General features: G+C 74.1%; 20 protein-coding genes. 10 read left to right on the forward strand and 10 right to left on the reverse strand.

Features of this window, described 5'->3' with window-relative positions:
• Positions 1-177: 177 nt before the first annotated feature.
• Both ACIP89_RS17825 and ACIP89_RS17830 read right to left on the reverse strand, forming a co-directional pair.
• Positions 178-2,805 carry an ABC transporter permease gene (locus tag ACIP89_RS17825; protein WP_402115608.1) on the reverse strand — a complete coding sequence of 876 codons (2,628 nt, stop codon included), beginning with the start codon at positions 2,803-2,805 and terminating at the stop codon, positions 178-180.
• Positions 2,802-3,512 (reverse strand): ABC transporter ATP-binding protein, encoded by a 711-nt coding sequence (locus ACIP89_RS17830; protein WP_402115609.1) that lies wholly within the window; start codon positions 3,510-3,512, stop codon positions 2,802-2,804. Before ACIP89_RS17830 ends, ACIP89_RS17825 begins: the two co-directional genes overlap by 4 nt.
• A gap of 173 nt (positions 3,513-3,685) precedes the next feature.
• Between ACIP89_RS17830 and ACIP89_RS17835 the strand changes: the two genes are divergently transcribed.
• Positions 3,686-4,915 (forward strand): sensor histidine kinase, encoded by a 1,230-nt coding sequence (locus ACIP89_RS17835; protein ID WP_402115610.1) that lies wholly within the window; start codon positions 3,686-3,688, stop codon positions 4,913-4,915.
• On the forward strand, positions 4,903-5,562 hold the full coding sequence (locus ACIP89_RS17840; protein ID WP_402115611.1) for a LuxR C-terminal-related transcriptional regulator: 660 nt from the start codon (positions 4,903-4,905) through the stop codon (positions 5,560-5,562). Before ACIP89_RS17835 ends, ACIP89_RS17840 begins: the two co-directional genes overlap by 13 nt.
• Before the next feature lie 15 nt (positions 5,563-5,577).
• Here ACIP89_RS17840 and ACIP89_RS17845 read toward each other — a convergent pair whose 3' ends face one another.
• Complete coding sequence (locus ACIP89_RS17845; RefSeq protein WP_402115612.1) at positions 5,578-5,964, reverse strand: VOC family protein; 387 nt, start codon at positions 5,962-5,964, stop codon at positions 5,578-5,580.
• 68 nt (positions 5,965-6,032) lie between these two features.
• Between ACIP89_RS17845 and ACIP89_RS17850 the strand changes: the two genes are divergently transcribed.
• Both ACIP89_RS17850 and ACIP89_RS17855 read left to right on the forward strand, forming a co-directional pair.
• Positions 6,033-6,665, forward strand: a complete 633-nt coding sequence (locus ACIP89_RS17850) for a nucleoside/nucleotide kinase family protein (RefSeq protein ID WP_402115613.1) — start codon at positions 6,033-6,035, stop codon at positions 6,663-6,665.
• A gap of 92 nt (positions 6,666-6,757) precedes the next feature.
• Positions 6,758-7,888, forward strand: coding sequence for a M24 family metallopeptidase (locus ACIP89_RS17855; protein ID WP_402115615.1), 1,131 nt, complete (start codon positions 6,758-6,760; stop codon positions 7,886-7,888).
• Between the two features lie 18 nt (positions 7,889-7,906).
• On the opposite strand, the gene ACIP89_RS17860 is transcribed toward ACIP89_RS17855, so the two are convergent.
• Together ACIP89_RS17860 and treZ are read right to left on the reverse strand one after the other, a co-directional pair.
• Positions 7,907-8,923, reverse strand: coding sequence for an aldo/keto reductase (locus ACIP89_RS17860; RefSeq protein ID WP_401930883.1), 1,017 nt, complete (start codon positions 8,921-8,923; stop codon positions 7,907-7,909).
• 91 nt (positions 8,924-9,014) lie between these two features.
• Entirely contained in the window at positions 9,015-10,775 is a 1,761-nt protein-coding gene (treZ, locus tag ACIP89_RS17865; protein ID WP_402115617.1) for a malto-oligosyltrehalose trehalohydrolase, read from the reverse strand.
• Between the two features lie 195 nt (positions 10,776-10,970).
• Between treZ and ACIP89_RS17870 the strand changes: the two genes are divergently transcribed.
• Entirely contained in the window at positions 10,971-12,359 is a 1,389-nt protein-coding gene (locus ACIP89_RS17870; protein ID WP_401929221.1) for a GH1 family beta-glucosidase, read from the forward strand.
• Positions 12,360-12,368: 9 nt separating this feature from the next.
• On the opposite strand, the gene ACIP89_RS17875 is transcribed toward ACIP89_RS17870, so the two are convergent.
• Positions 12,369-13,262 (reverse strand): aminoglycoside phosphotransferase family protein, encoded by an 894-nt coding sequence (locus tag ACIP89_RS17875; protein WP_402115618.1) that lies wholly within the window; start codon positions 13,260-13,262, stop codon positions 12,369-12,371.
• 58 nt (positions 13,263-13,320) lie between these two features.
• Positions 13,321-14,274 (reverse strand): GNAT family N-acetyltransferase, encoded by a 954-nt coding sequence (locus tag ACIP89_RS17880; protein ID WP_402115619.1) that lies wholly within the window; start codon positions 14,272-14,274, stop codon positions 13,321-13,323.
• 204 nt (positions 14,275-14,478) lie between these two features.
• On the opposite strand from ACIP89_RS17880, the gene ACIP89_RS17885 reads away from it, so the two are divergent.
• On the forward strand, positions 14,479-15,045 hold the full coding sequence (locus ACIP89_RS17885; RefSeq protein WP_402115621.1) for an FHA domain-containing protein: 567 nt from the start codon (positions 14,479-14,481) through the stop codon (positions 15,043-15,045).
• Positions 15,046-15,060: 15 nt separating this feature from the next.
• On the opposite strand, the gene lpdA is transcribed toward ACIP89_RS17885, so the two are convergent.
• On the reverse strand, positions 15,061-16,482 hold the full coding sequence (lpdA, locus tag ACIP89_RS17890; RefSeq protein ID WP_402115623.1) for a dihydrolipoyl dehydrogenase: 1,422 nt from the start codon (positions 16,480-16,482) through the stop codon (positions 15,061-15,063).
• A gap of 97 nt (positions 16,483-16,579) precedes the next feature.
• Here lpdA and ACIP89_RS17895 point away from each other — a divergent pair, with 97 nt between their 5' ends.
• Positions 16,580-17,479, forward strand: coding sequence for a LysR family transcriptional regulator (locus ACIP89_RS17895; protein WP_402115624.1), 900 nt, complete (start codon positions 16,580-16,582; stop codon positions 17,477-17,479).
• A gap of 141 nt (positions 17,480-17,620) precedes the next feature.
• Entirely contained in the window at positions 17,621-18,637 is a 1,017-nt protein-coding gene (locus ACIP89_RS17900; RefSeq protein ID WP_402115626.1) for a cytochrome P450, read from the forward strand.
• Here ACIP89_RS17900 and treY read toward each other — a convergent pair.
• Both treY and glgX read right to left on the reverse strand, forming a co-directional pair.
• A complete protein-coding gene (gene treY, locus ACIP89_RS17905; RefSeq protein WP_402115628.1) occupies positions 18,597-20,990 on the reverse strand; it encodes a malto-oligosyltrehalose synthase in 2,394 nt (797 codons plus the stop codon). The genes ACIP89_RS17900 and treY overlap by 41 nt on opposite strands.
• Positions 20,991-21,245: 255 nt before the next feature.
• Positions 21,246-23,411: a glycogen debranching protein GlgX gene (glgX, locus tag ACIP89_RS17910; protein ID WP_401929207.1), complete on the reverse strand. Its 2,166-nt coding sequence runs from the start codon at positions 23,409-23,411 to the stop codon at positions 21,246-21,248.
• Positions 23,412-23,789: 378 nt separating this feature from the next.
• Between glgX and ACIP89_RS17915 the strand changes: the two genes are divergently transcribed.
• The gene (locus tag ACIP89_RS17915; RefSeq protein ID WP_401929205.1) at positions 23,790-25,022 is read left to right on the forward strand and encodes an SAV2148 family HEPN domain-containing protein; all 1,233 of its coding nucleotides are present in this window, start codon (positions 23,790-23,792) and stop codon (positions 25,020-25,022) included.
• A gap of 83 nt (positions 25,023-25,105) precedes the next feature.
• Positions 25,106-25,849: a 3'-5' exonuclease gene (locus tag ACIP89_RS17920; protein WP_401929203.1), complete on the forward strand. Its 744-nt coding sequence runs from the start codon at positions 25,106-25,108 to the stop codon at positions 25,847-25,849.
• The last annotated feature ends 11 nt before the right edge of the window (positions 25,850-25,860 follow it).

Below are 25,860 nucleotides of genomic sequence, written 5' to 3' on the forward strand. Positions count from 1 at the left end.
CGCCGTCGACCGGGACCTCGGCCTCACCGTCCTGGTGGACGCCTGCCACGACACCGGCCCCGAACCGCACCGGGACCTGACGGAGAACGTGTTCCCGCGCTGGGGGACGTCATCGCGGTCGAGGACTGGGCCAAGACCCTCGCATCGTAGGAGCGGGGCCGGTGGACGTGACACGCCCTAACCGGTCCGGCCCGCACCGCTCCCCGCCCCCGGCAGCAGCGTGCCCGCCGCCGCGGCCAGGGTCACGGCCAGCGCCAGCACGCCGTACCGGACCGGCGGGAGGTACGGCAGCGAGCCCGTGGCGGTCAGCGCGAACGCGAGCAGGGGGACCGCCGCGACCGCGGTTCCGACGGCCAGGCCCGCCACCGTGACCAGGGCCGTCTCCAGGGCCCGCATCCGCAGCAGCTGGCCGCGTCCCGCGCCGACCAGCCGGAGCAGGCGGAACTCGGGGCGGCGGCCGACCGTGATCAGGGTCAGGGTGCTGACCACCGCCAGCAGCGCGAAGCCGCCGATCACGCCGACACCGATGACGATCAGGGCGTCGTCCTGGTCAGAGGTAGAGGGGCTGATCCGTACGTCGTCCGCCCTCGCCGGACGGACATCGACCCCCGGGTACGGTGCCAGCGCCCGCCGTACGGCCGAAGCCGCGTCCCCGTCCTTCGAGCGCACCAGGACCTGCCGGTCGCGCGGCGCCGAGACGTGCGCGGCGAGGGCCTCGCGCGGGAGCATGAACTCGCCCAGGCCCAGGGAGCGTTCGTAGACCGCCACCACCCGGAGCCGGACCTTCGCACCGTCGCCCAGGCGCAGCCGCACCGTGTCACCGACGCCCGCGCCGAGTTCGTCGGCCCGGTCCCTGCCGACCGCGACGGTGCCCCGGCCGGTGAGCCGGGCCGGATCGCCCGCCGTGACCCGGGCGTCGAGGGTGCCGGACAGCTGGTCCGCCGTGACGCCCAGGACCGGGTAGCGGTCCAGTTCCGGATCGCCGGTCTGGCGGTGGGCGAGGACCACGGACGACCGGAGCAGGCCCATCGCGGCGGAGACCCCGGGGGCCCCGCGCACCGCGTCGGCCACGCCGGACGGGATGCCGGCGGCGGGCCCCGTCACCACCAGGTCCGCCCGCAGGGCGTCCGAGGCCTGGCGGCCGGCGGCCCGCTCCAGCGTGCTGCCCGCCGCCAGCTGCACGCAGACGAACGCCACGACCAGCACCACCGGGGTGAGCGCCGCCCCCAGCCGCCGGTGGTGCGCGGCGGCGGAGCGGGCAGCCAGGAATCCGGCGGCCCCGCCCGCCCACCGGACCGGCGCGCCGAGGACGCGCATCGAGATCCGCGCGACCCACGGGCCGAGCAGCGCCACCGCGATGATCAGCGAGGTCGCGGCGGCCGAGGCGGCGAGCGCCGCCGCCTGACCGCCCTGCGCGGTCGCCGCACCGGCCGAACCCAGCCCCGCGACCGCCAGCAGCACCCCGGCGGCGGTACGCGCCCGCCCCGGCTCGCCGGGCTCCGGCGCCCGCGCCGCGCCCAGGGCCACCGCGGGCCGCAGCCGGGTGATGGAGCGGGCCGCCAGCACCGCCACCGGCCGGGCCGCGAGCGCGACGACCAGCGCGCCCGCCGCGCCCGCCGCGAGCGGCAGCCACCACGGGACCGGCAGCGGCAGCGGTTCCGTGGTCAGCAGCGACCGCATCAGCAGCCCCAGCGGCACGGCGAGGACCGCTCCCGGCAGCGCGGCGGCGCCCGCCACCCGGCCGGCCTCGCGCCCGACGGCGGAGCGGAGCTGCCGGGGAGTCGCCCCGACCGCCCGGAGCAGCGCCAGTTCACCGGACCGCTGGTGGACGGCCTGGGCGAGCGTGGTGGCGATCACGAGCAGGGCGACCATGACCACGGTCGCGGCGATCGACGCGAGCATGGTCAGCAGATCGCCCCGGGCGCCGAGGGCGTCGAGCTGCTCGGCCTCACCGCGACCGGCACCCGTCAGTACGCGCGGTCCGCGTTCGCCACCGCCGTGCCCCTTCCCGCCGGGCCCGGCCACCGCCCCGTCCAGGGCCGCCCGCAGCGCGTCCCCGGAGACGCCCCGCTCGGCCAGCACGCCGATCGCGTCCACCGTGCCGGGATGCCCGGCCAGCCGGGTGAGCCGGGCCTCGGTGAAGAAGACGGCGGGCGCGCCGCGCCGGTGACCGGTACGGGCCACCCCGCTGACCGTGTACTGCCTGGCCGCCCCGTCGACCTGGAGCGTCACCCGGCCACCGGGCCCGCCGCTCCCGGCCGCGAGCGCGGAGTCCACGACCACCTCGGACGCGGACCTCGGCGCGCGGCCCCCGGTCAGCTCGTACCGGGTCAGCGCGGCGGCCGGCCAGGAGCGCCCCACGGCCGATGTCCCGCGGCCCGCCACCACCGGGACCGAGTCGTCCGCGACCGCCCGCGCCACGCCCTCGGCCGCTGCCGCCCGCGCCAGCACCGAGCGGTCCAGCCGCACCCGTTCCGGCAGGTACGCGGTGGCCGTCTGCGGTTCGCCGCCCCACGGCTTCGCGGTGTACGTGACCCGCTGGTCGGCCACCACAACCGCGTCGGCCCCGGCGTACCGCTCCACCGGCGGCACCGCCAGCAGCAGCGAGCCGAGCACCAGTGCGAACGCCCCGAGCAGCGCCGTCGCGGCCGCCGTCGCCGCGAACACCGCCACCCAGGCGCGCCGATGGGTGTCCAGCGAGCGCCGGGCCAGGAACGCCGAGGCCCGCCGCATCCCGGCCCGCGCCTGCGCGCCCGCGACCGCCCCGGTGCGGGGCTTCCTGTCACGCGTCTTCGTCCCGCTCATCGCAGCCGGCCGCCGTCCATCGTCAACACCGTGTCGGCCCAGCCCGCCGCCACCGGATCATGGGTGACCATCACGACCGTGCGGCCGTCGCGCCGTACCGCGTCCCGGAGCAGCCCCAGCACCAGTTCCGCCGACTCCGGATCGAGGGACGCGGTCGGCTCGTCCGCGAACACCACCTCGGGTTCGGTCACCAATGCCCTTGCCACCGCCACCCGTTGCTGCTCACCGCCCGACAGGGCCGTCGGTCCGCCACCGCCGCGCCCGGACAGCCCGACCCGGTCCAGCAGCCGTCGTCCGCGCTCCAGTACCCGGGCGGCCCCGGGGTCGGCACCGGCCAGTACCAGCGGCAGCACGACGTTCTCCTCGATGCTGAGCGAGGGCACCAGGTTCAGGGCGTGCGACTGGAAGACGAAGCCGATCCGGTCCCGCCGCAGCCTGGTCAGCGCCGCCTCGGAGAGCCCGCCGAGATCGGTCCGGCCGATCCGTACCGTCCCCGACGACGGACGGTCCAGGCCGGCCGCGCACTGCAGGAACGTGCTCTTGCCCGAACCGGAGGGACCGACCACGGCGGTGAAGCTCCCGGCCGGGACCGCACAGCTCACGTCGTCCAGGGCGACCACCTCCCGGCCGCTGCCGCGCCGCCCGTGGCGCCGGCTCACCGACTCCAGCTCCAGCGCCGCCGTCCGCACCGCCGTGAATGTGTCCACCCTGGGTCCCTTCGCTTCTGCCGGTCATCCGTCCTGACCTGCGTAAACGCTATGAACCGGGGGCTGGGGGGACCAGGGCGCGGGCTCCCGGACGATGGTGCAGCCAGCTCCACCACCGACCGTGGGGGTCACCCCACTCCGATGGCGGACCCGCCCCCGTAATGTGGTGCGGCATGAGCAGTACGCCCACTCCGCTGACGGCCGCCGTCCGGCGTTCGTGGCATGCCTCCCAGTACCTCCTCATCGGCATCCCGGTCGCGCTGGTCGCCTATGTCGGGGCGTTCCTGGTGGTGGCGGTCCTGTTGTTCGGCGCCGTGCTCATCGGGCTGCCCGCCCTGCCGGAGGCGGCCAAGGTGCTGCACCGGTTCGCGGAGTCCGAGCGGCGCAGGGCGGCCGCGTACCTCGGTGTGCCGTTCCGTCCGACGCGCTACCTGCCGCTGGACCGGGGCGAACTCTCCGAGCGGGTCAGGCGGGTGCTCAGCGACCCCACGAACCGGCGCGAGGCCCTCTGGCTGCCGGTCCAGGCCCTCCTCGGCAACGGGATCGGCTACCTCACGATGGTGCTCTGGCCGGTCGGGATGCTGGTGGACGGGATCGGACTCTCCGCCGTACACCTGCTGGACCGGCGCACCGCCGACGAGTACGGCACACCGCCGCCCGTGCGGCGCGGCTGGGTACTGCGCTGGCACCCCGTACTGGCGGACCTCTCCGCGAGCTGGACCCGGTCCCTGCTCACGGCCTCGCCGTCCGCGGAACTGGCCGAGCGCATCGACGAGCTGACGGAGAGCCGGGCCGGTGCGGTCGAGGCGCACGGCGCCGAACTCCGCCGCATCGAACGGGACCTGCACGACGGCGCCCAGGCCAGGATCGTCGCCCTGTCGATGCGGGTCGGCCTGGCCAAGCAGCTCCTGGACCGGGACCCGGCCGCCGCGCGCCTGCGCCTGGAGGAGGCCCAGGACGGCGCCGACGCGGCGCTGGCCGAACTGCGGCACGTCGTGCGCGGCATCCATCCGCCGGTACTGACGGACCGCGGACTGGACGGCGCCGTAAGGGCGTTGGCGGCCGGGGCGGGTATCCCCGTCACGGTCGTACTGGACGGCGTCGAGGACGGACGGCGGCTGCCCGCGGCGATCGAGGCCGCCGCCTACTTCGTGGTGGCGGAGGCGCTCACCAACATCAGCAAGCACAGCGCCGCGACGGCCGCGTCCGTACGGATCGACCGGGCCCCCGGCGTACTGCTCGTGTCCATCGGGGACGATGGCCGAGGCGGCGCGGACGAGGGCGCCGGCAGCGGGCTGGTCGGGATCAGGCGGCGGATCGCCGCACTGGACGGCACCACCCGCATCAGCAGCCCCATCGGAGGGCCGACCGACATCGAAGTGGAGCTGCCGTGCGGATCGTGATCGCGGAGGACAACGCCCTGTTGCGGGAGGGCCTGATCCTGCTGCTCACCAGCTCGGGGCACGAGGTGGTGGCCGATGTCGCGGCCGGGCCCGAGGTGCTGCCCGCCCTGCTGGCGCACCGCCCGGACGCCGCCGTGCTCGATGTCCGGCTGCCGCCCACCTTCCGCGACGAGGGGCTGCGCGCCGCCGTCGCCGCCCGCGGGGAACTCCCCGGCCTGCCGATCCTGGTCCTCTCGCAGTACGTCGAGGAGACCTACGCCGCCGAGCTGCTCGCCCAGGGGGCCCAGGGCATCGGCTATCTGCTCAAGGACCGGGTGGGCCGGGTCGACCAGTTCCTCCAGGCCCTCGACCGGGTGGTGGACGGCGGCACCGCGCTCGACCCGGAGGTGGTGAGCCAGCTGATGACCCGCAAGGCGTCCGCGAAACCGCTGCTGAGCCTCACACCGCGCGAGCGGGAGGTCCTGGAACTGATGGCCCAGGGCAAGGCGAACGGCACCATCGCCGCCGAACTCGTCGTCACGGAGCGGGCGGTGAGCAAGCACATCGGCTCGATCTTCGCCAAGCTCGGCCTCGGACCGGACGACGGAACGGTCCACCGCCGGGTCCTCGCCGTGCTCGCCTACCTGGAGGGCAACGGGACGCGCTGAGCCGCGTCCGGCGCGTCAGGCGGGCTGGAGCAGATCCCAGCGGTTGCCGTACAGGTCCTCGAAGACCGCGACCGAGCCGTAGACCTCGTGCCGGGGCTCCTCCAGGAAGCGGACCCCGGCCGCCAGCATGCGCGCGTGGTCTGCGGCGAAGTCCTCCGTGTGCAGGAAGAAGCCGACCCGGCCACCGGCCTGCGCCCCGACGCTCGCCCCCTGCTCCTCGTCCTTCGCGCGGGCCAGCAGCAGCCCCGAGCCCTGACCGCCACGCGGACGCACCACCACCCAGCGGGAGCCGTCGCCCCGCTCCGTGTCCTCGGCCAGCTCGAAGCCGAGGGCGTCGGTGTAGAAGGCGAGGGCCTCGTCGTAGTCGCGGACGACCAGGGTGACCAGGGCGATGTGGGACATGGGGTTCCTCGGATTCCTCGCGGGACGGAAGGGGCGGCCGCCGGGCCCGTAGCGGGACAATATCCGCCATGGAGACCAGTGACCTCACCGGGCTGACGGCCCGCGCGCGTCGGCTCGCCCTGACCGGGAAGCGCCGGGTCCTCGGCCTGGCGGGTCCGCCGGGAGCCGGGAAGTCCACCCTGGCCGCAGAACTGGCCGACAGCCTCGGGCCGCTCGCCGTGCTCGTGCCCATGGACGGTTTCCACCTCGCCCAGGCCGAACTGGAACGGCTGGGCCGGGCGGACCGCAAGGGCGCGCCCGACACCTTCGACGCCGCCGGGTACGCCGCCCTGCTCCACCGGTTGCGGGCGCCGGAACCGGGCACCGTCGTGTACGCCCCGGCCTTCGACCGGGCCCTGGAGGAGCCGGTCGCCGGTTCCGTCCCGGTCGGCCCGGACATCCCCCTCGTCATCACGGAGGGGAACTACCTGCTGCACACGGAGGGCGGCTGGGCGCCGGTGCGCGGGCTGCTCGACGAGGCGTGGTACCTGGAGCTCGACCAGGACGTACGGGTCCGCCGGCTCGTCGACCGGCACGTGCGGTTCGGGAAGCCGCGCCCGTACGCGGAGCGCTGGGTCGCCGGCTCCGACGAGGCGAACGCCCGGCTCGTCGCCGGGGGACGGGACCGGGCCGACCTCGTCGTGCGGCTCGGGAGCAGGTGAGGAACCGCACCGGCACCGCCCCTGACCGCTCGCGCGGGCGCCCCGCACCCGGCAGGATGCGGGGAGCCGTTTCGTGCCGCCAGGAGGTCCGCATGTCCAGCCCGAACCAGCCCGCGCCGTTCACCGCCGACGACTACCGGGCCCGGATGGAGCGGGCCGCCGCGAGCGCGGCCGCCGCCGGACTCGCCGGCGTCCTGGTCGCACCTGGACCCGACATGGTCCACCTGACGGGATACCGGCCCACCGCGGACACCGAGCGCCTCACCCTCCTCGTCCTCGCCGCCGGACAGGACCCCGTCCTGGTCGTACCGACACTGGAGGCGCCCGACGCGGAGAAGTGCGCCGGCGCCCCCGCCCTGACCCTGCGGGACTGGACCGACGGCAAGGACCCGTACGCCGTCACGGCGCCGCTGCTCGACGCCAAGGGGCGGTTCGGGATCAGCGACAACGCCTGGGCGATGCACCTGCTCGGCCTCCAGCGGCTGCTGCCCGGCACCTCGTACGCCTCCCTCACCGAGGCGCTGCCGATGCTGCGCGCCGTGAAGGACGCCGCCGAGCTGGACCGGATGGCCGCCGCCGGGGCCGCCGCCGACGCCACGTACGAGGAGATCCTCAAGGTCCGCTTCTCCGGCCGCAGGGAGACCGAGGTCGCCGCCGATCTGGCCCGGCTGCTCACCGAGTACGGGCACTCCCAGGTCGACTTCACCGTGGTCGGCTCCGGGCCCAACGGCGCCAATCCGCACCACGAGGCGGGGGACCGCACCATCGAGCGCGGCGACATGGTGGTGCTCGACTTCGGCGGCCTCAAGCACGGCTACGGCTCCGACACCTCCCGTACCGTCCACGTCGGTGAACCCACCGCGCAGGAGCAGCGGGTCCACGACATCGTGCGGGAGGCGCAGCAGGCCGGCTGCGACGCGGTCCGGCCCGGCGCCGCCTGCCAGGACATCGACCGGGCCGCCCGCGCCGTCATCACCGAGTTCGGCTACGGCGACCGCTTCATCCACCGCACGGGCCACGGCATCGGCGTCACCACCCACGAACCCCCGTACATGATCGAGGGCGAGGAGCAGCAGCTCGTCCCCGGCATGTGCTTCTCCGTGGAGCCCGGCGTCTATCTGCCGGGCCGCTTCGGTGTCCGGATCGAGGACATCGTCACGGTCACGCAGGACGGCGGCCGCCGCCTCAACGCCACCGCCCGCGACATGGCGATCGTCGAGTAGCGGCGAACGGCCCGCGGGTCAGCCCTGCGGCTCGCGGTCGCGGAACCGGTGCAGCACGTCGTACGGGTACGGCAGCGGACGGGCGCTCGCCTCGTCCAGCCGCGCCGTCTGCTCCGGCGTCAGTTCCCAGCCCACCGCGCCCAGGTTGTCGGTGAGCTGCTCGACCGTCCGCACCCCGACGATGGGCGCGGCCACGGCGGGCCGGCCGAGCAGCCAGCGCAGCGAGACCTGCGCCGGGGTGCGCCCGGTCTCCTCCGCGACGGCGACGACGGCCTCGACGACCCGCCAGGTCTCCTCGTTGTCCCGCTCCCGCCAGGCCTCGCGCCCCAGCTCCCGCTGGTAGCGCGCCTCCCGGGTGTCCGGTGCGGCCTCGCTCATGCCGCGCCGGTACTTCCCGGTCAGCCAGCCGCCCTGGAGCGGGCTCCACGGGATGATGCCGACGCCCTCTGCCCGGCTCACCGGCGCCAGCTCCCACTCCACCTCGCGCGCCAGGAGGTTGTAGAGCGGCTGGAGGCTGATGTAGCGCTCCCAGCCGTTGCGGGCGGCCAGGTCCTGGGCGCGCTGGAGCTGCGAGGCGGAGAGGTTGCTCGCGCCGAGGTAGCGCACCTTCCCCGACCTCACCAGGGTGTCGAGCGTGGACAGGGTCTCCTCGACCGGTGTCGTCGCGTCCCACACGTGCGTCTGGTAGAGGTCGATGTGGTCCGTGCCGAGCCGCCGCAGGCTCGCCTCGACCGCCGCGACGATGTGCTTGCGGCTGAGCCCGCCCGCGTTGGGCGCCTCGCCCGTCGTTCCGAACACCTTGGTGGCGACGACCAGGTCATCGCGTCTGCGGCCCTTCAGCCAGCGGCCCACGATCTCCTCGGAGACGCCCTGCTGGTACACGTCCGCCGTGTCGATGAAGGTGCCGCCGGCCTCCGTGAAGGCATCGAGCACCCGGTGTGCGCCCGCCTCGTCCGTGTCCTGGCCGAAGGTCATGGTGCCCAGGCACAGTTCGCTGACGCGCAACCCGGACCGGCCGAGGAATCGCTGCTGCATAAGGGTCCTCCCGTTGGTCTGACGGCAGCAGGCTACGAGTTGAAGTGCGCTTCAGGGCAAGCGGATTACGGGCGCGCGCCGCTCCTCGCGCTCAGCCGTGGGCCAGCACCACGCACGACTCCGCGGGGAGGTGCAGCAGACCGTCCGCACCGGGTGGCCCGGCCGGCTGCCAGGCGGCCAGCACCCTGCCACCGCCGCTGCGGTGCCGGCCGCCGCCGAGCGGGATCGCGGCGGGCTTCTCGTCCAGGTTGACCGCGATCCGCAGATCGCCCCTGCGGAAGGCGAACCAGCGGGCCTCGTCGTCGTACGCCGGTTTCACCGTCGCCAGGTCCGGGTCGCAGAGGTCGGGCATGGCGCGGCGCAGCGCGATCAGCTCGCGGTACCAGGCGTGCAGCCGGGCGTGCGGCTCCCGGCCGGGTTCGTCCCAGTCCAGGCAGGAGCGGTTCCGGGTGGCCGGGTCCTGCGGGTCCGGGATGTCCTCCTCTGCCCAGCCGTGCGCGCCGAACTCCCGCCGTCTGCCGTTGCGCACCGCCTCGGCCAGCTCCGGATCGGTGTGGTCGGTGAAGAACTGCCAGGGCGTACGGGCGCCCCACTCCTCGCCCATGAAGAGCATCGGCGTGAACGGACCGGTGAGCACGAGCGTTGCCGCGCAGGCCAGCAGGCCGGGGGAGAGGGAGGCGGCGAGCCGGTCCCCGAGCGCCCGGTTGCCGATCTGGTCGTGGGTCTGGGCGTAGCCGAGGAAGCGGTGGGCGGCGGTGCGGGTGACGTCGACGGGGCGGCCGTGCGTACGGCCCCTGAAGCCGGAGTAGGTGCCGTTGTGGAAGAAGGCGCCCGACACGGTCTTCGCCAGCGCGGCCAGCGGGGCGACGGCGAAGTCCGCGTAGTAGCCCTGGGCCTCGCCGGTGAGGGCGGTGTGCAGACAGTGGTGGAAGTCGTCGTTCCACTGCGCGTGCAGACCGGTGCCGCCCGACTCCCGGGGCGTCGTCGTGCGCGGGTCGCAGAGGTCGGACTCCGCGATCAGCGAGAGCGGGCGGCCCAGTTCGGCGGAGAGCGCGTCGGTGGCCGCCGACAGCTCCTCCAGGAACGTCAGCGCCCGGTTGTCGGCCAGCGCGTGGACCGCGTCGAGCCGCAGGCCGTCCAGCCGGTAGTCGCGCAGCCAGGCGAGCGCGCTGCCCAGCAGGAACGCCCGCACCTCGTCGGAGCCGGGGGCGTCCAGATTGACCGCCGCGCCCCACGGGGTGTGGTGCGTCTCGGTGAAGTACGGGCCGAAGGAAGGGAGATAGTTGCCGGAGGGGCCCAGGTGGTTGTGGACCACGTCCAGGACGACGGCGAGCCCCAGGCCGTGCGCCGTGTCGACAAAGCGCTTCAGCCCCTCCGGACCGCCGTACGGCTCGTGCACGGCCCACAGCGAGACCCCCTCGTACCCCCAGCCGTGGACACCGGGAAAGGGGCAGACCGGCATCAGGGAAACATGGGTGATGCCCAGCTCGGCCAGATGCCCGAGCCGCGCGGCCGCCGCGTCGAAGGTGCCCTCCGCGGTGTACGTACCGACGTGCAGCTCGTACAGGACCGCGCCCGGCAGCCCGCGCCCGGCCCAGTCGGAGCGCCACGCGTACGCGGAGTGGTCCACGACCGCGCTCTCACCGTCCGGCCCGTCCGGCTGGCGGCGCGAGCGGGGGTCGGGGCGCACCGGCCCGCCGTCGAGGACGAAGCCGTAGCGGTCGCCGTCCCCTGCCGCCGCCCGCACCGTCCACCAGCCCGCCCGTACGGGATCGCGCTCCATGGACCGCAGCTCACCGGCCAGCCGCAGAGCGGCCGACTCCGCATCCGGTGCCCAGACGTCGAACAGCATGCGACGCTCCTCGTCTCCTCGTTCCGGCCCACGGTCGGCAGAAGCCGCGATCACCGACCGACGACACTGGATCGAGCCCGTTACTGGCGATTAAGGTCTGGTTCTGATCACTGCCCTGCCGACTTCTGCCATACGCACTCCCTCTTGGACCGCCCCCGATTGCCGGTGGTCCTGCCAACGGCTGTGGAGGCCGAGATGACCGTTCCGACGTTCCCGCCCGGTTTCCTCTGGGGCGCCTCCGCCTCGGCGTTCCAGACCGAGGGGGCCGCCGGGACCGACGGCAAGGGGCCCTCCGGCTGGGACGCCTTCGCCGCGCAGCCCGGACGGATCAAGGACGGTACCGACACCACCCGGGGCACCGGCTTCCACCGGCACTACCGGGAGGACGTCGCCCTGCTGGCCGGTCTCGGCGCCGACGCCTTCCGCTTCTCGGTGAGCTGGCCGCGCGTGATCCCCGGCGGCACCGGGCCGGTCAACGCCCGCGGGCTCGACTTCTACGACCGCCTCGTCGACGAACTCTGCGCCCACGGCATCACCCCGGCCCCCACCCTCTACCACTGGGACACCCCGCTCCCGCTGGACGAGGCGGGCGGCTGGCTCAACCGGGACACGGCCCACCGCTTCGCCGAGTACGCCGGCATCGTCGCCGAACGCCTCGCGGACCGCGTACCCATGTGGATCACCATCAACGAACCGGCCGAAGTGACCCTGCTCGGCTACGCACTCGGTGAGCACGCGCCCGGCCGCACCCTCCTCTTCGACGCCCTGCCCGCCGCCCACCACCAGCTCCTCGCCCACGGACTGGCCGTCCGGGCGCTGCGGGCCGCGGGCGCCGGGAACATCGGCATCGCCGTCTCGCACTCCCCGGTCTGGACCGCGGGCGAGAGCGAGGAGGACCGCTTCGGCGCCGACCTGTACGACACCCTCACCAACCGGCTGTTCTCCGACCCGCTGCTCACCGGCCGCTACCCCGACGAGAACTTCGCCGCGCTGATGCCCGGCCCGGTCGAGGACGACCTGCGGACCATCTCCACCCCGCTCGACTGGTACGGGGTCAACTACTACAACCCCACCCTCGTCGGCGCTCCCGCGGCCGCCGCCCTCGACACCTTCGCCGGGTTCGACATGCCCGCAGAACTGCCCTTCGGGATACGGCAGATCGAGGGGTACGAGACGACCGACTTCGGCTGGCCCGTCGTCCCCGACGGACTGCGCGACACCCTCGTCAAGCTCAACGAACGCTACGGCGACCGGCTCCCGCCGCTCTACATCACCGAGAACGGCTGCGCCATCGACGAACCCGTCGAGGACACCCGCCGGATAGCCTTCCTCGACGCCCATCTGAACTCGCTGCGGGCGGCCATCGACGCGGGCGTCGACGTACGCGGCTACTTCACCTGGTCGCTCACCGACAACATCGAGTGGATCGAGGGGGCGGGCAAGCGGTTCGGTCTGGTCCACATCGACTACGAGACGCTGCGCCGCACACCCAAGGACTCCTACGCCTGGTACCGCGACATGATCAGGGAACAGAAGCGGCGGAGCGCCGGTCCGGGCGGCCGGACCGGCGCCGACCGGGGCTGACGGCCGCCCTCAGCAGGCGGAGGCGAAGACCCGCTCCAGGACCTGACGGCCGGCCCGGCCCCAGGTCGGCTGCCCGCCGGGAAGGCCCCGGTCCCACGCCCGGCCCACCGAGACCAGCACGAGGGCCTTCAGCACGGCCCGGCCCTGGGCCCGTCGCACGGTCGCCTCGTCCGTCCCGCCGTACGCGTCGAAGAAGTCGCCGTCCGAACCCAGCGGCAGCAGCTTCCACGCGGCGGCGAGGTCGACGGCCGGATCACCGGCGCAGAGATCACCGAAGTCGACGACGCCGGAGATCGCGCCGTCCGCGACGACGACGTTGGCGGGGTGCAGATCGGCGTGCAGCCAGACCGCGGGGCCGGTCCACGGCGGCGCCGCGACCGCCCGGTCCCACACCCGGCGCACGCGCGCCACGTCGACCGCCTCCGCCACCCCGGCGAGCAGGCCCTCGAAGTCGTCCGTGACCGTCGCGAGGGAGCCGCCACGCCCCGGATCGGTGGGGGCGTCCGCCGGCGCCGGCCGGTGCAGGGCGCGGAGGAACCCCGCGAGGTTCGCCACAGAGCGGGCGGCGTCGGTGACCTCGACGCCGTCCGCCGGTTCGCCCGGAACCCAGCTCACCAGGGACCACGGCCGGGGGAAGAGCGCGTCCGGCTCGTTCAGGAACCGGGGCGTCGGCACGGGCAGCGGCAGCTGCCCGGCGAGCTCCGGGAGCCACCGGAACTCCTTGCGCAGCAGCTCAGGAGCGCGTTCGGTCATCGGCAGCCGGACGACCAGCTCTTCCCCGAGCCGCCAGAGCTGGTTGTCCCAGCCGGAGTCGACCCGCCGGATCTCCAGACCGGCCAGGTCCGGGTAGCGGTCCCGGACCAGGGTGCGGACGAAGCCCTCGTCGACGCTGTCACGTTCCATGTACTCCTCCAGACGATCACGCCCAGCCTAGGGTCTGTCCGCCGGAGCACCCGGTCCGTCAGTCCCACACCATGTCGAAGGCGCGCTCGAAGTTGACGTACCCCAGCCGCTCGAAGGACTTCGCCATCGGTACGTTGCCGAGGTCCGTCGCGGCCCGGATCCGCTCCACCCCGTCCTGCCCGGCGAGTACCCGGGTCCCCTCGGTGAGGAGGTCGTCGATGTAGCCGTGGCCGCGCCGGGCCGGCAGCACACCGATGTACGCGATGATCGGGTTGTAGTCGTTGCGGGCCGGGATCACGAAGCCCACCGGTTCGCCGTCCGGCAGCTCCGCGACGCGCCACCACTCGCGCGGCGTGGTGTAGCGGGCCAGCTCCTCGTCGTAGTGCTTCTCGGCGGCCGCGAGCGGCGACAATCCGGAGGCCAGGTCCTGCCGGCCGTGCGCGTCGAGGGTGCCCTCCATCACCGGCGCCATCAGCGCGAGGAGGTCCTCGCGCCCGGCGACCGGGCGGAACCGCAGCCGGCCGCTGTCGGCGGGCACCGGGGTGCCCGCGCGCCACTCCAGGCGCAGCCGCTCGACCAGCATCCGGGCGCCCGCGCGCTCCATCACCCGGATCCGGGCCTCGACGACATCACGGACCACCGGGTCCTCGCGCCAGTCGGGCGGGACGAAGCGCCCGTACTCGGGACGCGGCCCGCCGGCGGGCAGCACCGCCGCGCTCGCCGTCTCCAGCAGCCGCAGGCCCAACTCGCCCCGCTCCGGCTCGGGCAGGGTGTCGTCGAGGTCGAAGATGTCGAGAAGGAGCGGCGCACCGCCGTCCCGGCTCCACCACGCGATCCGCGCGACCACCCGCTCGCCCCGCAGCGCCACCCACATCCACTCCGGGCGGCGCCGGCCGGAGCCGAGGTCTTCCGCCAGTTCGTGGTTCAGGACGTACGGCAGCCGGCGGAAGAGATCCAGCTCCCGCGGGCCGGCGAGCGGACGGATGGTCAGTTCGATCGGTGCGGCGGGCACAGAGTCTCCAGGAACTACGGGGGCGCCCCGACGGTCGTCGGGCGGCACGGCGGCAGACGGTAGCAACGTCCCGTTCCGGGCGCCCGTGAATATCCGGGCGGAGGCTGTGCGGGCCTCCGCCCGGCCCGCCGCCGCGCAGGTCAGGAGCGAGGAAGGGGCGGCCGTTCTGGACACGTTGGGGCCATCGGCCCGACACTTGTCCCTGTGACGTCCTCCTTCGAGTTCCACACGTATCCCGCGCGGGTGCCCGATGCCCAGCGCGACCGTGTTCTCGGCGTGCTCAGAGAAGGCGCGGCGCAGGGAAAGCTCTCCCACGACACCTTCGTACGGCGCATGGAACTGGCCCTGACCGCCAACCGCTCGGAGGAGCTGGCGGCACTCACCGCCGATCTGGACACCGGGGGGCGGCTGTCCCGGCAGCTGATCCGGGTCGTCAGCGGGGTCTCCGGCTTCCCCGGCCGGGTGCGCAGGGCCTGGTGGGCGGAGCGGCTGCCCAAGCTGCTGCTGCCGGCGCCGAGCCCCTACCCCCTGCTCATCGGCCGGGACCCGGGCAACGGGCTGCGCTTGAGCCACGAGACCGTCTCCCGGACGCACGCCGAACTCACCGTGCACGGCGGCCGCTGGCTGCTGCGCGACCTGGGCTCGACCAACGGCACCTGCGTCAACGGCCAGCGCGTCACGGGGACGGTCTCGGTGCGCGAGGGGGACCAGGTGAGCTTCGGCACGATGATGTTCCGGCTCTCCGCCCCCGCGCTCCGGCCGCCCGCGTAGGGCTCTGGGAGCACCTCACGCCTGCTGGTGCAGCCCCCGGCCCGCCAGGGTCAGGAAGGTTTCACCGACCGCCTCCGAGAGCGTCGGGTGCGGGTGCACATGGTGGGCGACGTCGGACGGCTCGGCGTCCCAGCCGACGATCAGCTGGCTCTCCGCGATCATCTCCGAGACGTGCGGCCCGACGAGATGGACACCCAGGACCCGGCCGTCCCGCTCCGCGACCACCTTCACCATCCCGCCCTGCCCGTGCACCATGCCCTTGGCGACCGCCGTCAGCGGCATCGTGCCGACCACCACATCGTGCCCGGCGTCACGGGCCCCGGCCTCGGAGAGCCCCACGGCGGCGGTCTGCGGGGCGGAGTACGTCACCCGGGGCACCGCCGCGTAGTCCACCGGTGCCGGACGCAGCCCGGCCAGCGTCTCGGCCACCAACAGGCCCTCCGCGAAGGAGGCGTGGGCCAGCCCCGGGGACGGCGGCGGCAGCAGGTCGCCCACCACGTGGATGCCCGGCACCGAGGTCTCCAGCCGGTCCCAGTCCGCCGGGACCACATGCCCCCGCTCATCGGTGGACAGTCCGGCCGCCGCCAGCCCCAGCCCGTCCGTCACCGGGACCCGGCCCACCGCCACCAGCAGCCGCTCCGCCTCCACCGTGCGGGTCTCGCCGCGCGGGGTCCGGACAGCGGCCCGCACCCCGTCCTCCAGCACGGTCGCCTCCAGCAGCCGCGCACCCGTGCGTACATCGATCCCGCGCCGCTTCAGCCCGCGTGCCAGATGCCGGGACACATCGGCGTCCTCCAGCGGCACCAGCCGGTCCGCGGCCTCCACCAGGGTGACCCGGGCGCCCATCGAGCGGTGCAGGGAGGCGTATTCGACGCCGATCGCCCCGCCGCCCAGCACCAGCACCGACTCCGGCAGACCGGCGGCGAACAGCGCGTCGTCGCTGGTGACCACCCGCCGCCCGTCGGCCGTGAGACCCGGCAGGGTGCGCGGCCGTGACCCGGTGGCCAGCACGATGCCACGCCGGACGGCGACCTCCCCGTACCCGCCGATCCGGACACCGCGCGGACCCGTCAACTCCGCGCTTCCGTACACCACGTCCACCCCGGCGCGCGCGAGATGGCCGGTCACTCCGCGGTGGTTGCGGTCCACGATGTCGTCCCGGGTCGCGACGAGCGCGGACCAGTCCACCGACTCCAGGGTCGCCTTCACCCCCCACCGCTCACGCGCCTCCGCGATGCCGTCCACCAACTCCGCCGCGTGCAGCATCGCCTTGCTGGGGACGCAGCCCCGGTGCAGACACGTGCCGCCCACCTTGTCGCGCTCCACGAGCACCACCCGCAGCCCGAGCGCCGCGGACCGCAGCGCGGTCGAGTAGCCGCCCGTCCCCCCGCCGATCACCAGCACATCGGTCTCGGTCACCTTTTCCGTCTGTGTCATGGCTCCCACCCTCCGCCGCACCGTTGTCATGAGTCCAAGGCAATGTTTGTGTGGGACCGATGCAGAACGTCTATGGCAGAGGGCGGGGAACGGATCGATGAGCCTGCGGCAGATGGAGTACTTCCTCACGGTGGTCGAGGAGACCTCCTTCACCCGGGCCGCCGAGCTGCTCCACGTCACCCAGCCCGCGCTGTCCCACCAGATCAAGGCCCTGGAGCGGACCGTCGGCGGCGCCCTGCTCGAACGGCTGCCGCGCGGCGTGCGGCTGACCCCGATGGGCCGCGCCTTCCTGCCGCACGCCGAACGGTCCGTGCGCAGCGCGGCCCAGGCCCGGCGCGCGGCACGGGCGGCGGCCGGCGCGGAGGGCGGCGAACTGCACATCGCCACCGTGCACGCGATCGCCGTCGGCATCCTCCCCGAGGTCTTCGCCCGCTGGCGCGCCGGCCACCCCGGCGTCGGCCTCGTACTCCACGAGTACGCCACCACGGAGGCCCTGGAGGAACAGATCGAGCGCGGCACCGCCGACCTCGCCGTCGGCCCGCCGCCCGCCGACTGGCCGGGCCCCCTCGTCCCGATCGGTGAGGAGAGCATCGTGCTGGTCGTGCCGTTCGACGACCGGCTCGCCGGACGCGCCTCCGTCCGTCTCCAGGAGCTCGCGGACCGCCCCTGGGTGCGGTGCGCGATGGAGGCCGTCGTGCACGGCCGGCCGTTCCTGGACTGGGTCTGCGCCGAAGCCGGCTTCGTACCGCGTACAGCGGTGCGGACGGAGCACACCTCGACCGCGGTACGGATGGCCGCCGCCGGGGTCGGAATCGCGACCGCCCCCGCGCATGTCGTGCGCGGAGCCGTCGGGGAGGACTGCGCGGTGCTCACTGTGGACCCGCCGTGGTCCCGCCCGCTCGCGGTCTTCTCCCGCGTCGAACTGACCGGCGCCGCCGCCGCGTTCGCCGGACTGCTCGCCGCGTCCCGGCCACCGGGCGCCCGGCCCGCCCCCTGACGTCTGTCCGGACTGCCCCCGCCGCCGCACGGCCCGCCCCGTCACCCGGACGGCCGCGCGCCGACTGCGGCGGGCCCGTCCGGGTGATCCCCTGAGGGGGACCGCGCCGCACACCGGCGCACCGACCGCCCGGGGGTACGGATGCAGGCCGACGCCCCAGGAGGCATACCCGCCCCGACGCCCTCGCCCGACCACCGCCCCGCCGGACCGTCCCGCTCCGCCCGTCCGGGAGCCGGCCCGAGCCTCCTCGCCCCCGGCGCCGCCCGCGACCCGTACCGGCTCTACCGGGTGCTGCGTGAGGACCATCCGCTCTGCTACGACGCCCCGCTGGGCGCCTGGCTGGTCAGCCGGTACGACGACGTGATCGCCGCGCTCACCGGCCCACGGTTCACCGGCTTCCCGCACGACGGGGCGCCGCGCGGCGGCCCCGCCCCGCTCGGCCTCTGCCACGGCAGCGCCCGCTGCCTGCCCCGCGAGCGGTACACGGTCGTCACCGGCACCGTGCCCCGGCACCTCGCGGAGCGCGTCGAACGGACCGCGTTCGTGCTGGCCCGGCGCATCGCCGGGCGGCGGCAGGCCGATCTCGTCGAGGAGTTCTGCCGCTGGCTGCCCGCGGGCAGCGGTCCCTTCCGGACCCGTAACGGCGACCCCGCCCACCTGGGCGACGGGCCCTGTACCCGGCACACCGGACTGCGTGAGACGGCTCTCGCCTCGTTCCTGGCCAACCTGCTGGACGACCCCGACCTGCTGGCCGCCCTGCGCGTCGAACCCGCGCTCGCCGGCCGCGCCTGGACGGAGACGATGCGGCGGGACCCGCCCGTCCAGGTCGTCCTGCGGCGCACCCTCACCGAGGTCACCCTCAGCGGCGGCACCCTCCCGGCGCGGGCCCCCGTCGCCTGCCTGATCGGCGCGGCGGGACGCGATCCGGAACGGTTCGCCGAACCGGACCTGTTCGACCCCTTCCGCCGCGACCAGGGCCGCACCACCGGCGGACCGGCGGGCTGCCCGGCCGTGGTGCTCGGACGGCTGGAGGCCGAGCAGGGGGCACGCGCCCTGCTGGACGCCATGCCGGGGCTCCGCTGGGCGGACGGATTCAGGCCGTCCGCCACCGGCCTGCTCACCCGGGGTCCGAGGTCCCTGCTGGTGCGGCCCTGCTGAGGAGCGCCACCGGCCCCCGGTCGAACAGCTCGGCCACCGCGACCCCGCCGCCGGAGAACTTTCGGCCGGGCGCCAGCAGATCCCGCCACACCCCGTCGTCCGGCAGCGCCAGCTCCGTCCCGCGCCAGCCGCCCGCCTCCGCCAGCCGGAGCGACAGCCGGGTCACCGCGGTGACGACCTCGCCCGAGCGGCAGAAGGCCAGCAGGTGCCCGGCCGCCGGTCCGGAGGCCGCCAGCGGGACGTACGTCCCCGACTCCCCGAACACCCCGGGCCGCTCGCGCCGCAGCCGCAGCGCCGCCGCCGTCAGCGCCTCCTTCCCGGACGCGGGCGAGCCGGGGGAGGGCGGCGAGAACGGCCGCCGGTTGTCCGGGTCGACCAGCGCCAGGTACTCGCGCTCGGTGCCCTGGTAGAGGTCCGGCACCCCCGGCATCGTCAGCTGCACCAGCGCAGCGCCGAGCACATTGGCCCGGACATGCGGGGCGAGCGTGGCCGCGAACTCCGCCAGCAGCTCCCGCGCCGGGCCGGTCGCGGCGGCGGGACCGGCGGCCACGAAGTCGGTCATCGCCCGCTCGTACCCAGGATCGGGCTCGGTCCAGCTGGTGAAGAGACCCGACTCACGCACCGCCTTGAGCAGCGCCGGCACCAGCCGCGCCGCCTGCTCACCGGCCGGGAACCCCACACAGCCGAACGCGGTCTGCCACGCCTGCCACGCCAGCTGCGGATCGGGGGCCGCCGGGGCCGTCCGGGCCAGCTCCGCCACCAACCGCGACCACCGCCCGGGACACTCGGAGAGCACCGCCACAGCGGCCCGGACATCGGCGCTGCGCTTGGTGTCGTGCGTGGTCAGCGCGGTGCCGGTGGCCGGCCAGTCCCGGGCGAGCCGGGCGCAGAAGGCGTGGAAGTCCTCCGGCGCCACCGCCGGCGCGCCCGGATCGCCGCCCACCTCGTTGGCCGAGATCAGCGGCACGTACCGGTAGTACGCGGTGTCCTCGACCGACTTGGCCCGCAGCGCGGACGCCGTCTGCGCGAACCGGTCGCAGAACGCCGCCCGGTCGCCGCCGGGACCGAGCCGGCCCAGCGCCAGCTCCCGCACCACATCGACGGCCGCCGCCTCCTCCCGCACCGCGAACACCGCCTTGGCGTCGCTCACCGCCGTCGCGTCCAGCGCCGCCGCGGCCGACTCCGTACAGGGCCCGCCGGCCGTCACGTACGGGCGGTAGACCGGCACCCGGACCAGCAGTTCACGCACCGCGGTGCGCAGCGCCCACGGGGCGTGGTCGCGCAGTGCGGGGTCCGCGGCGCAGACGCGCGAGGCCAGCCGGGTCAGCAGCGCGGTCTCCGCGGCCAGCTCATGGGTGACGACGCGGTAGGCGGCCCGGCGCACGGTCGCCTGCCAGTGGCCTCCCCGGTCGACCGCCGGGGAGGCGGACTCCCGGTAGTGGCCCAGCAGTTCCGCCGCGCCCACCGGGTCGACGAAGAGACCGTCGATCCGGTGCAGGGCGTCGTAACCGGTCGTCCCGGCCACCGCCCAGCCGGCCGGCAGCGGCTCCGGGCCGGTGAGGATCTTCTCCACCACGGTCCACGCGCCGCCGCTCGCCGCGGAGAGCCGTTCCAGATAGCCGGCCGGGTCGGCGAGGCCGTCGGGGTGGTCGATCCGCAGCCCCTCGACGGTCCCGTCCCGGACCAGTCCGAGGATCTTGGCGTGGGTGGCGGCGAAGACCTCCGGGTCCTCCACCCGCACCCCGATCAGCTCCGAGACGGTGAAGAACCGCCGGTAGTTCAGCTCGGTGCGGGCCAGCCGCCACCAGCAGAGCCGGTAGTGCTGGGCGTCCAGCAGTCCGGGCAGCGGGAGGCCGGAGGTGCCGGCCCGGAGCGGGAACTCCTGCCCGCCGTGGCGCAGCACCTCCCCGTCGACCCGGAACCCTTCCATCTCGTCGCCGAGCCGGCCGCCGAGCACGGGCAGCAGGATCTTCCCGTCACCCGCCGCCCAGTCGATGTCGAACCAGCGGGCGTACGGGGAGCCGGGCCCCTCGCGCAGGACCTCGCGCAGCGCGTGGTTGTGCCGCGGGTCGGCGGCCATGTGGTTCGGCACGATGTCCAGGACCAGCCCGAGCCCGTGGCGCCGGGCGGTGCGGGAGAGCCTCCGCAGCCCCTCCTCGCCGCCCAGCTCCGCGCGCACCCGGCCGTGGTCGACGACGTCGTAGCCGTGCGTGGAGCCGGGCACCGCTTCGAGGACCGGCGACAGGTGCAGATGGGAGACGCCGAGCGTGGCGAGGTACGGCACGGCGTCCTCGGCGGCCGAGAACGGGAAGTCCGGCTGGAGCTGGAGCCGGTACGTGGCGGAAGGCGTCATGAAGACGTTCGTACCCAGATCCGGGCCGCCTGTGTCACCCCGCCGCGGACAAGGGTCTGTCCGGCGGATCGGGGTCGGAAGGGGCGCGGTGTCCGGTGCGGTGCGTCGCAAGGCGCGGGAGCGTCCTCGTCGCAGAGCGATTCGGGCGTTTCGGCGGCGCGGCGAGGTGCCGTACCAGGCACCGTGACCCAGGCCTGATCCGCCGGACAGACCCCAGGGGCCGGCCGGCGGCCCCGCACCCCGCGCGCCTTCCCGCTACGCGGGCCGCTGGAGCACCACCATGCTCCGGCCCACCAGCGTCACCCGGTCGCCCGCCGCCACCTTCGGTCCGGCGCCGGTCAGCACGCCGGCCGGGCGCGCCGTGTCGACGACCACATGCCACTGCCGGCCGTGGTTCACCGGGACGGCGAACTCCAGCGTCTCGGCGCCCGCGTTGAACATCAGCAGGAAGGAGTCGTCGGAGATCCGCTCGCCGCGGGGCCCCGGCTCCGAGATGGCGTGCCCGTTCAGAAAGACCGTCAGGGCCTTGGCGTGCGCCGCCTGCCAGTCCCGCTGGGTCATCTCCTGGCCCTCCGGCGTGAACCAGGCGATGTCCGAGAGCTCGTCGTGCGTGCCCTCCACCGGCCGTCCGTGGAAGAACCGGCGCCGCCGGAAGACCGGATGGTCGCGGCGCAGCCACACCATCGCCCGGGTGAACTCCAGCAGGCTGCGGGAGAGCCCGCCGCCCGGCTCCGCCGAGTCCTCGCCGTCGTCGTCGGCCGCCGTCCGGGCCGGGTCCGGCCAGTGCACCCAGGACAGCTCGCTGTCCTGGCAGTAGCCGTTGTTGTTGCCCTGCTGGGTGCGGCCGAACTCGTCGCCGTGGCTCAGCATCGGCACGCCCTGCGACAGCATGAGGGTGGCGATGAAGTTGCGCATCTGCCGCTCGCGCAGCTCCAGTACCTCAGGCCGGTCCGTCTCGCCCTCCACCCCGCAGTTCCAGGACCGGTTGTGGCTCTCACCGTCCCGGTTGCCCTCACCGTTGGCGTCGTTGTGCTTCTCGTTGTACGAGACCAGGTCGTGCAGGGTGAACCCGTCGTGGCAGGTGGCGAAGTTGATCGAGGCGAGCGGCCGGCGGCCGTCGTCCTGGTACAGGTCGGAGGAGCCGGTCAGCCGCCCGGCGAACTCGGCCAGGGTCCGCGGCTCACCGCGCCACAGATCCCGCACCGTGTCCCGGTACTTCCCGTTCCACTCGGTCCACAGCGGCGGGAAGTTCCCCACCTGGTAGCCGCCCTCGCCCACGTCCCACGGCTCCGCGATCAGCTTCACCTGGCTGACCACCGGGTCCTGCTGCACCAGGTCGAAGAACGACGACAGCCGGTCCACCTCGTGGAACTGGCGGGCCAGGGTGGCGGCCAGATCGAAGCGGAAGCCGTCCACATGCATCTCGGTCACCCAGTACCGCAGCGAGTCCATGATCATCTGGAGCACGTGCGGGGAGCGCATCAGCAGGGAGTTCCCGGTCCCCGTGGTGTCCATGTAGTAGCGCTGGTCGTCGGTCAGACGGTAGTACGAGGCATTGTCCAGGCCCCGGAAGGAGAGTGTCGGGCCCAGGTGGTTGCCCTCCGCCGTGTGGTTGTACACCACGTCGAGGATCACCTCGATACCCGCCTGGTGCAGTGCCCGTACGGCCTGCTTGAATTCGAGCACCTGCTCGCCCCGGTCGCCCCAGGAGGCATAGGCGTTGTGCGGGGCGAAGAAGCCGATGGTGTTGTAGCCCCAGTAGTTGGCGAGCCCCGCGTCCGCCAGCCGGTGGTCCTGCACGAACTGGTGCACCGGCATCAACTCGATCGCCGTGACCCCGAGCTCCGTCAGATGCGCGATGACCTCCGGGTGCGCCAGTCCGGCGTACGTACCGCGCAGCTCCTTCGGCAGTCCCGGATGAAGCATCGTCAGGCCCTTCACATGGGCCTCGTAGATCACCGTGCGGTGGTAGTCCGTACGGGGACGCCGGTCGTCGCCCCAGTCGAAGTACGGATTGACCACGACGGACGTCATGGTGTGCGGCGCCGAGTCGAGGTCGTTGCGCGCGTCGGGCCGGCCGAACGGATAGCCGTACACCGCCTCGCCCCACTGGATCTGCCCGGCGACCGCCCGCGCGTACGGGTCCAGGAGCAGTTTCGCGGAGTTGCAGCGGGCGCCGTGCTGCGGCTCGTACGGCCCGTGCACCCGGAACCCGTACCGCTGACCCGGCATCACCCCGGGCAGGTAGGCGTGCCGGACGAACGCGTCGGTCTCCCGCAGCTCCACCGCCGTCTCGGAGCCGTCGTCGTGCAGCAGGCACAACTCGATTCGGTTGGCGGCCTCCGAGAAGACCGCGAAGTTGGTCCCGGCGCCGTCGTACGTGGCACCGAGGGGGTACGCCTGTCCCGGCCAGACCTGCATAGGTTTCGACTCTTCCACTCTGATGCGGTTGCCTGGGGAATGCGGGCTCCCTGCCAGATCTTCCCCGAAAGGGCGGCCCTTACCTAGGACCGACCGGCAATCGGGGGACGGCGTCGCGGAGTCCGGTCAACATCGGGCCTCTTCCTGTCGCCCGGAACCCGAATCCGGCGGGCCCGGTCGGCCCGCTGCCCGGTATGCGGCCTGCCCTGGGGTGTTTAATCACTATGAATCCGCTCACTACGGCAGATCTCGTCCCAGAGAACAGGCATGATCCGTAGGGGAGTTGAAGAAGGAGCCTGCGCATCCGGCTGCACCGGCTCCCGCTCCCGGAGTACCCTTCCTTGATCGTTGGTGGGGGGAGTGGAAGGCGGTGTGCGGGTGAGCTCGGGAGGCTTCGAGCTGCCCCCAGGTGACGCTGGTCACGAGGGGGACGCCACCGATGTGCCGCCCGGCGCGGTCTCGCTCGCCCGGCCCCTGGAGATCGGCGCGGAGCTGGACTGGGGAGCGGACGCCTGGAGCGAGGTGCGCACCCGCGCGCAGCGGGCCGGGCGCGCCTATATCTGGCTGAATCTCGTGGAGCAGCGGCTGCGCGCGGTGGTGGCCGCGGTGCTCCAGCCCATCTACGAGCCGGTCCACGGCGAGGACTGGGTGGTGGCCGCGGCGGGACCCGCCGGGCAGGAGTGGGTGCAGCGCGCCGTCGCCGTGCGCGAGGTCTCCCGCCGCAAGGGCTATCTGCTGGACCCGGCCGACGACAACGTACTGAGCTTCCTCACGCTGCCCCAGCTGCGTGAGCTGATGGTCCAGCACTGGCCGTGCTTCGAGCCCTACTTCGACGACCGCCGCGATGTGGAGCTGGCCCTGGACGAGCTGGAGGTCGCGCGCAACGTGGTCTCCCGCAACCGCGCGCTCAACGAGGCGGTCCTCGCCCAGGCCGAGCGCGCCTCCGCGCGGCTGCTGGAGATCCTCGGCAGCGGCGCCTCGGTGCCGTCCGCCGACCGGCTCCCCGTCGACGCCGTCGAGGAGCTGGTGGGCGACCGGTACGCGGACGTGGTCTCCGTCCACTCCGACCGGGTGCGGCTCCAGCGCCAGCTGCCCGCGGAGGACCTCTTCGGCGGGGCGCGCCGGCTGGACGCGATCGGCATAGGGCTCAATCTGCTGGTGCAGAACTTCTCCGGCCGCCGGCTGATCCGGCTGGCCGAGTCGGGCTGCCGGGTCCGGCTGCTCTTCATCAACCCGGCCAGCAGCGCGGTCAAGCGCCGGGAGCGGGAGCTGGGCCTCAAGAAGGGGGAGCTGAGCCGGACGGTGGAGATGAACATCCTCCACATGCGCCGGGTCCGCTCCAAGCTCCGCGACCCGGGCGCCTTCGAGATCCATGTCTTCGACGAGACCCCGCGCTTCACCGCCTACCTGGTGGACGGCGACGGCGCCGACGCGGTGGGCGTCGTCCAGACGTATCTGCGCCGGGCCCGGGGCATGGAGGCGCCCGTGCTGGTGCTCAGGGGCGGTGGCCGGGCGGTGGTGCGGGCCGGGCAGGACAGCGAGCACGGGCTGTTCGAGACGTACCGCGAGGAGTTCGAGTCCGTGTGGACAGACTCCCGGCCGGTCTCCTGACGGGCGGACCTCAGGGGGGTGCTGTCAGTGGCCCGTGCGAGGGTGGTCGTCACCTGGGGGAAGCACCACGAAGGAGGTAAGGGATGAGCTGGCATCAGCACGCGCTGGTCGGCTTCGACCTGGAGACGACGGGTACGGAGCCGCTGGAGGCCCGGATCGTGACGGCCGCGGTCGTCGGTCTCCGAGACGGCGACGCGGAGCCGGAGCGGCAGCGCACCTGGCTGGCGGATCCGGGCATCCGGATCCCCGCGCAGGCCTCCGCGATCCACGGCATCAGCAGCGAGCGGGCGGCGGCGGAGGGCCGGCCGGTGCGCGAGGTGGCCGACGAGATCGCCGACACCCTGACGGACTACTGGCGCCAGGGCGTGCCGGTCGTCGCGTACAACGCCGCCTTCGACCTGACGCTGCTGACCGCGGAGTTGCACCGGCACGGACTCCCCTCGCTGAGCGAGCGCCTCGGCGGGGCGGGGATCGGCCCGGTCGTCGACCCGTACACCATCGACCGGGCGGTGGACCGCTACCGCAAGGGCAAGCGGAATCTGGAGGCGGTCTGCGTCGAGTACGGCGTGGTCCACGGCGGCGCCCACGACGCGGGGGCGGACGCGCTGGCCGCGGTGCGGGTGGCGTACGCGATAGCCGCCCGGCACGGCTCGGTGGCCGCGTTGTCCGCGGCCGAGCTCCACGAGCGGCAGATCGCGTGGTACGCGGAGTGGGCCGCCGACTTCCAGCAGTTCCTGCGCCGCAAGGGCACGGCGGACGCGGTGATCGACGGCCGCTGGCCGGTACGGGAGCCGGTGCTCGAAAAATCAAGCCCGTCCGGCGATTGAGGACAGAACGC

It is taken from the genome of Streptomyces sp. NPDC088730 (assembly GCF_044751215.1).
In the GTDB taxonomy this organism is placed as follows: Bacteria; Actinomycetota; Actinomycetes; order Streptomycetales; family Streptomycetaceae; genus Streptomyces.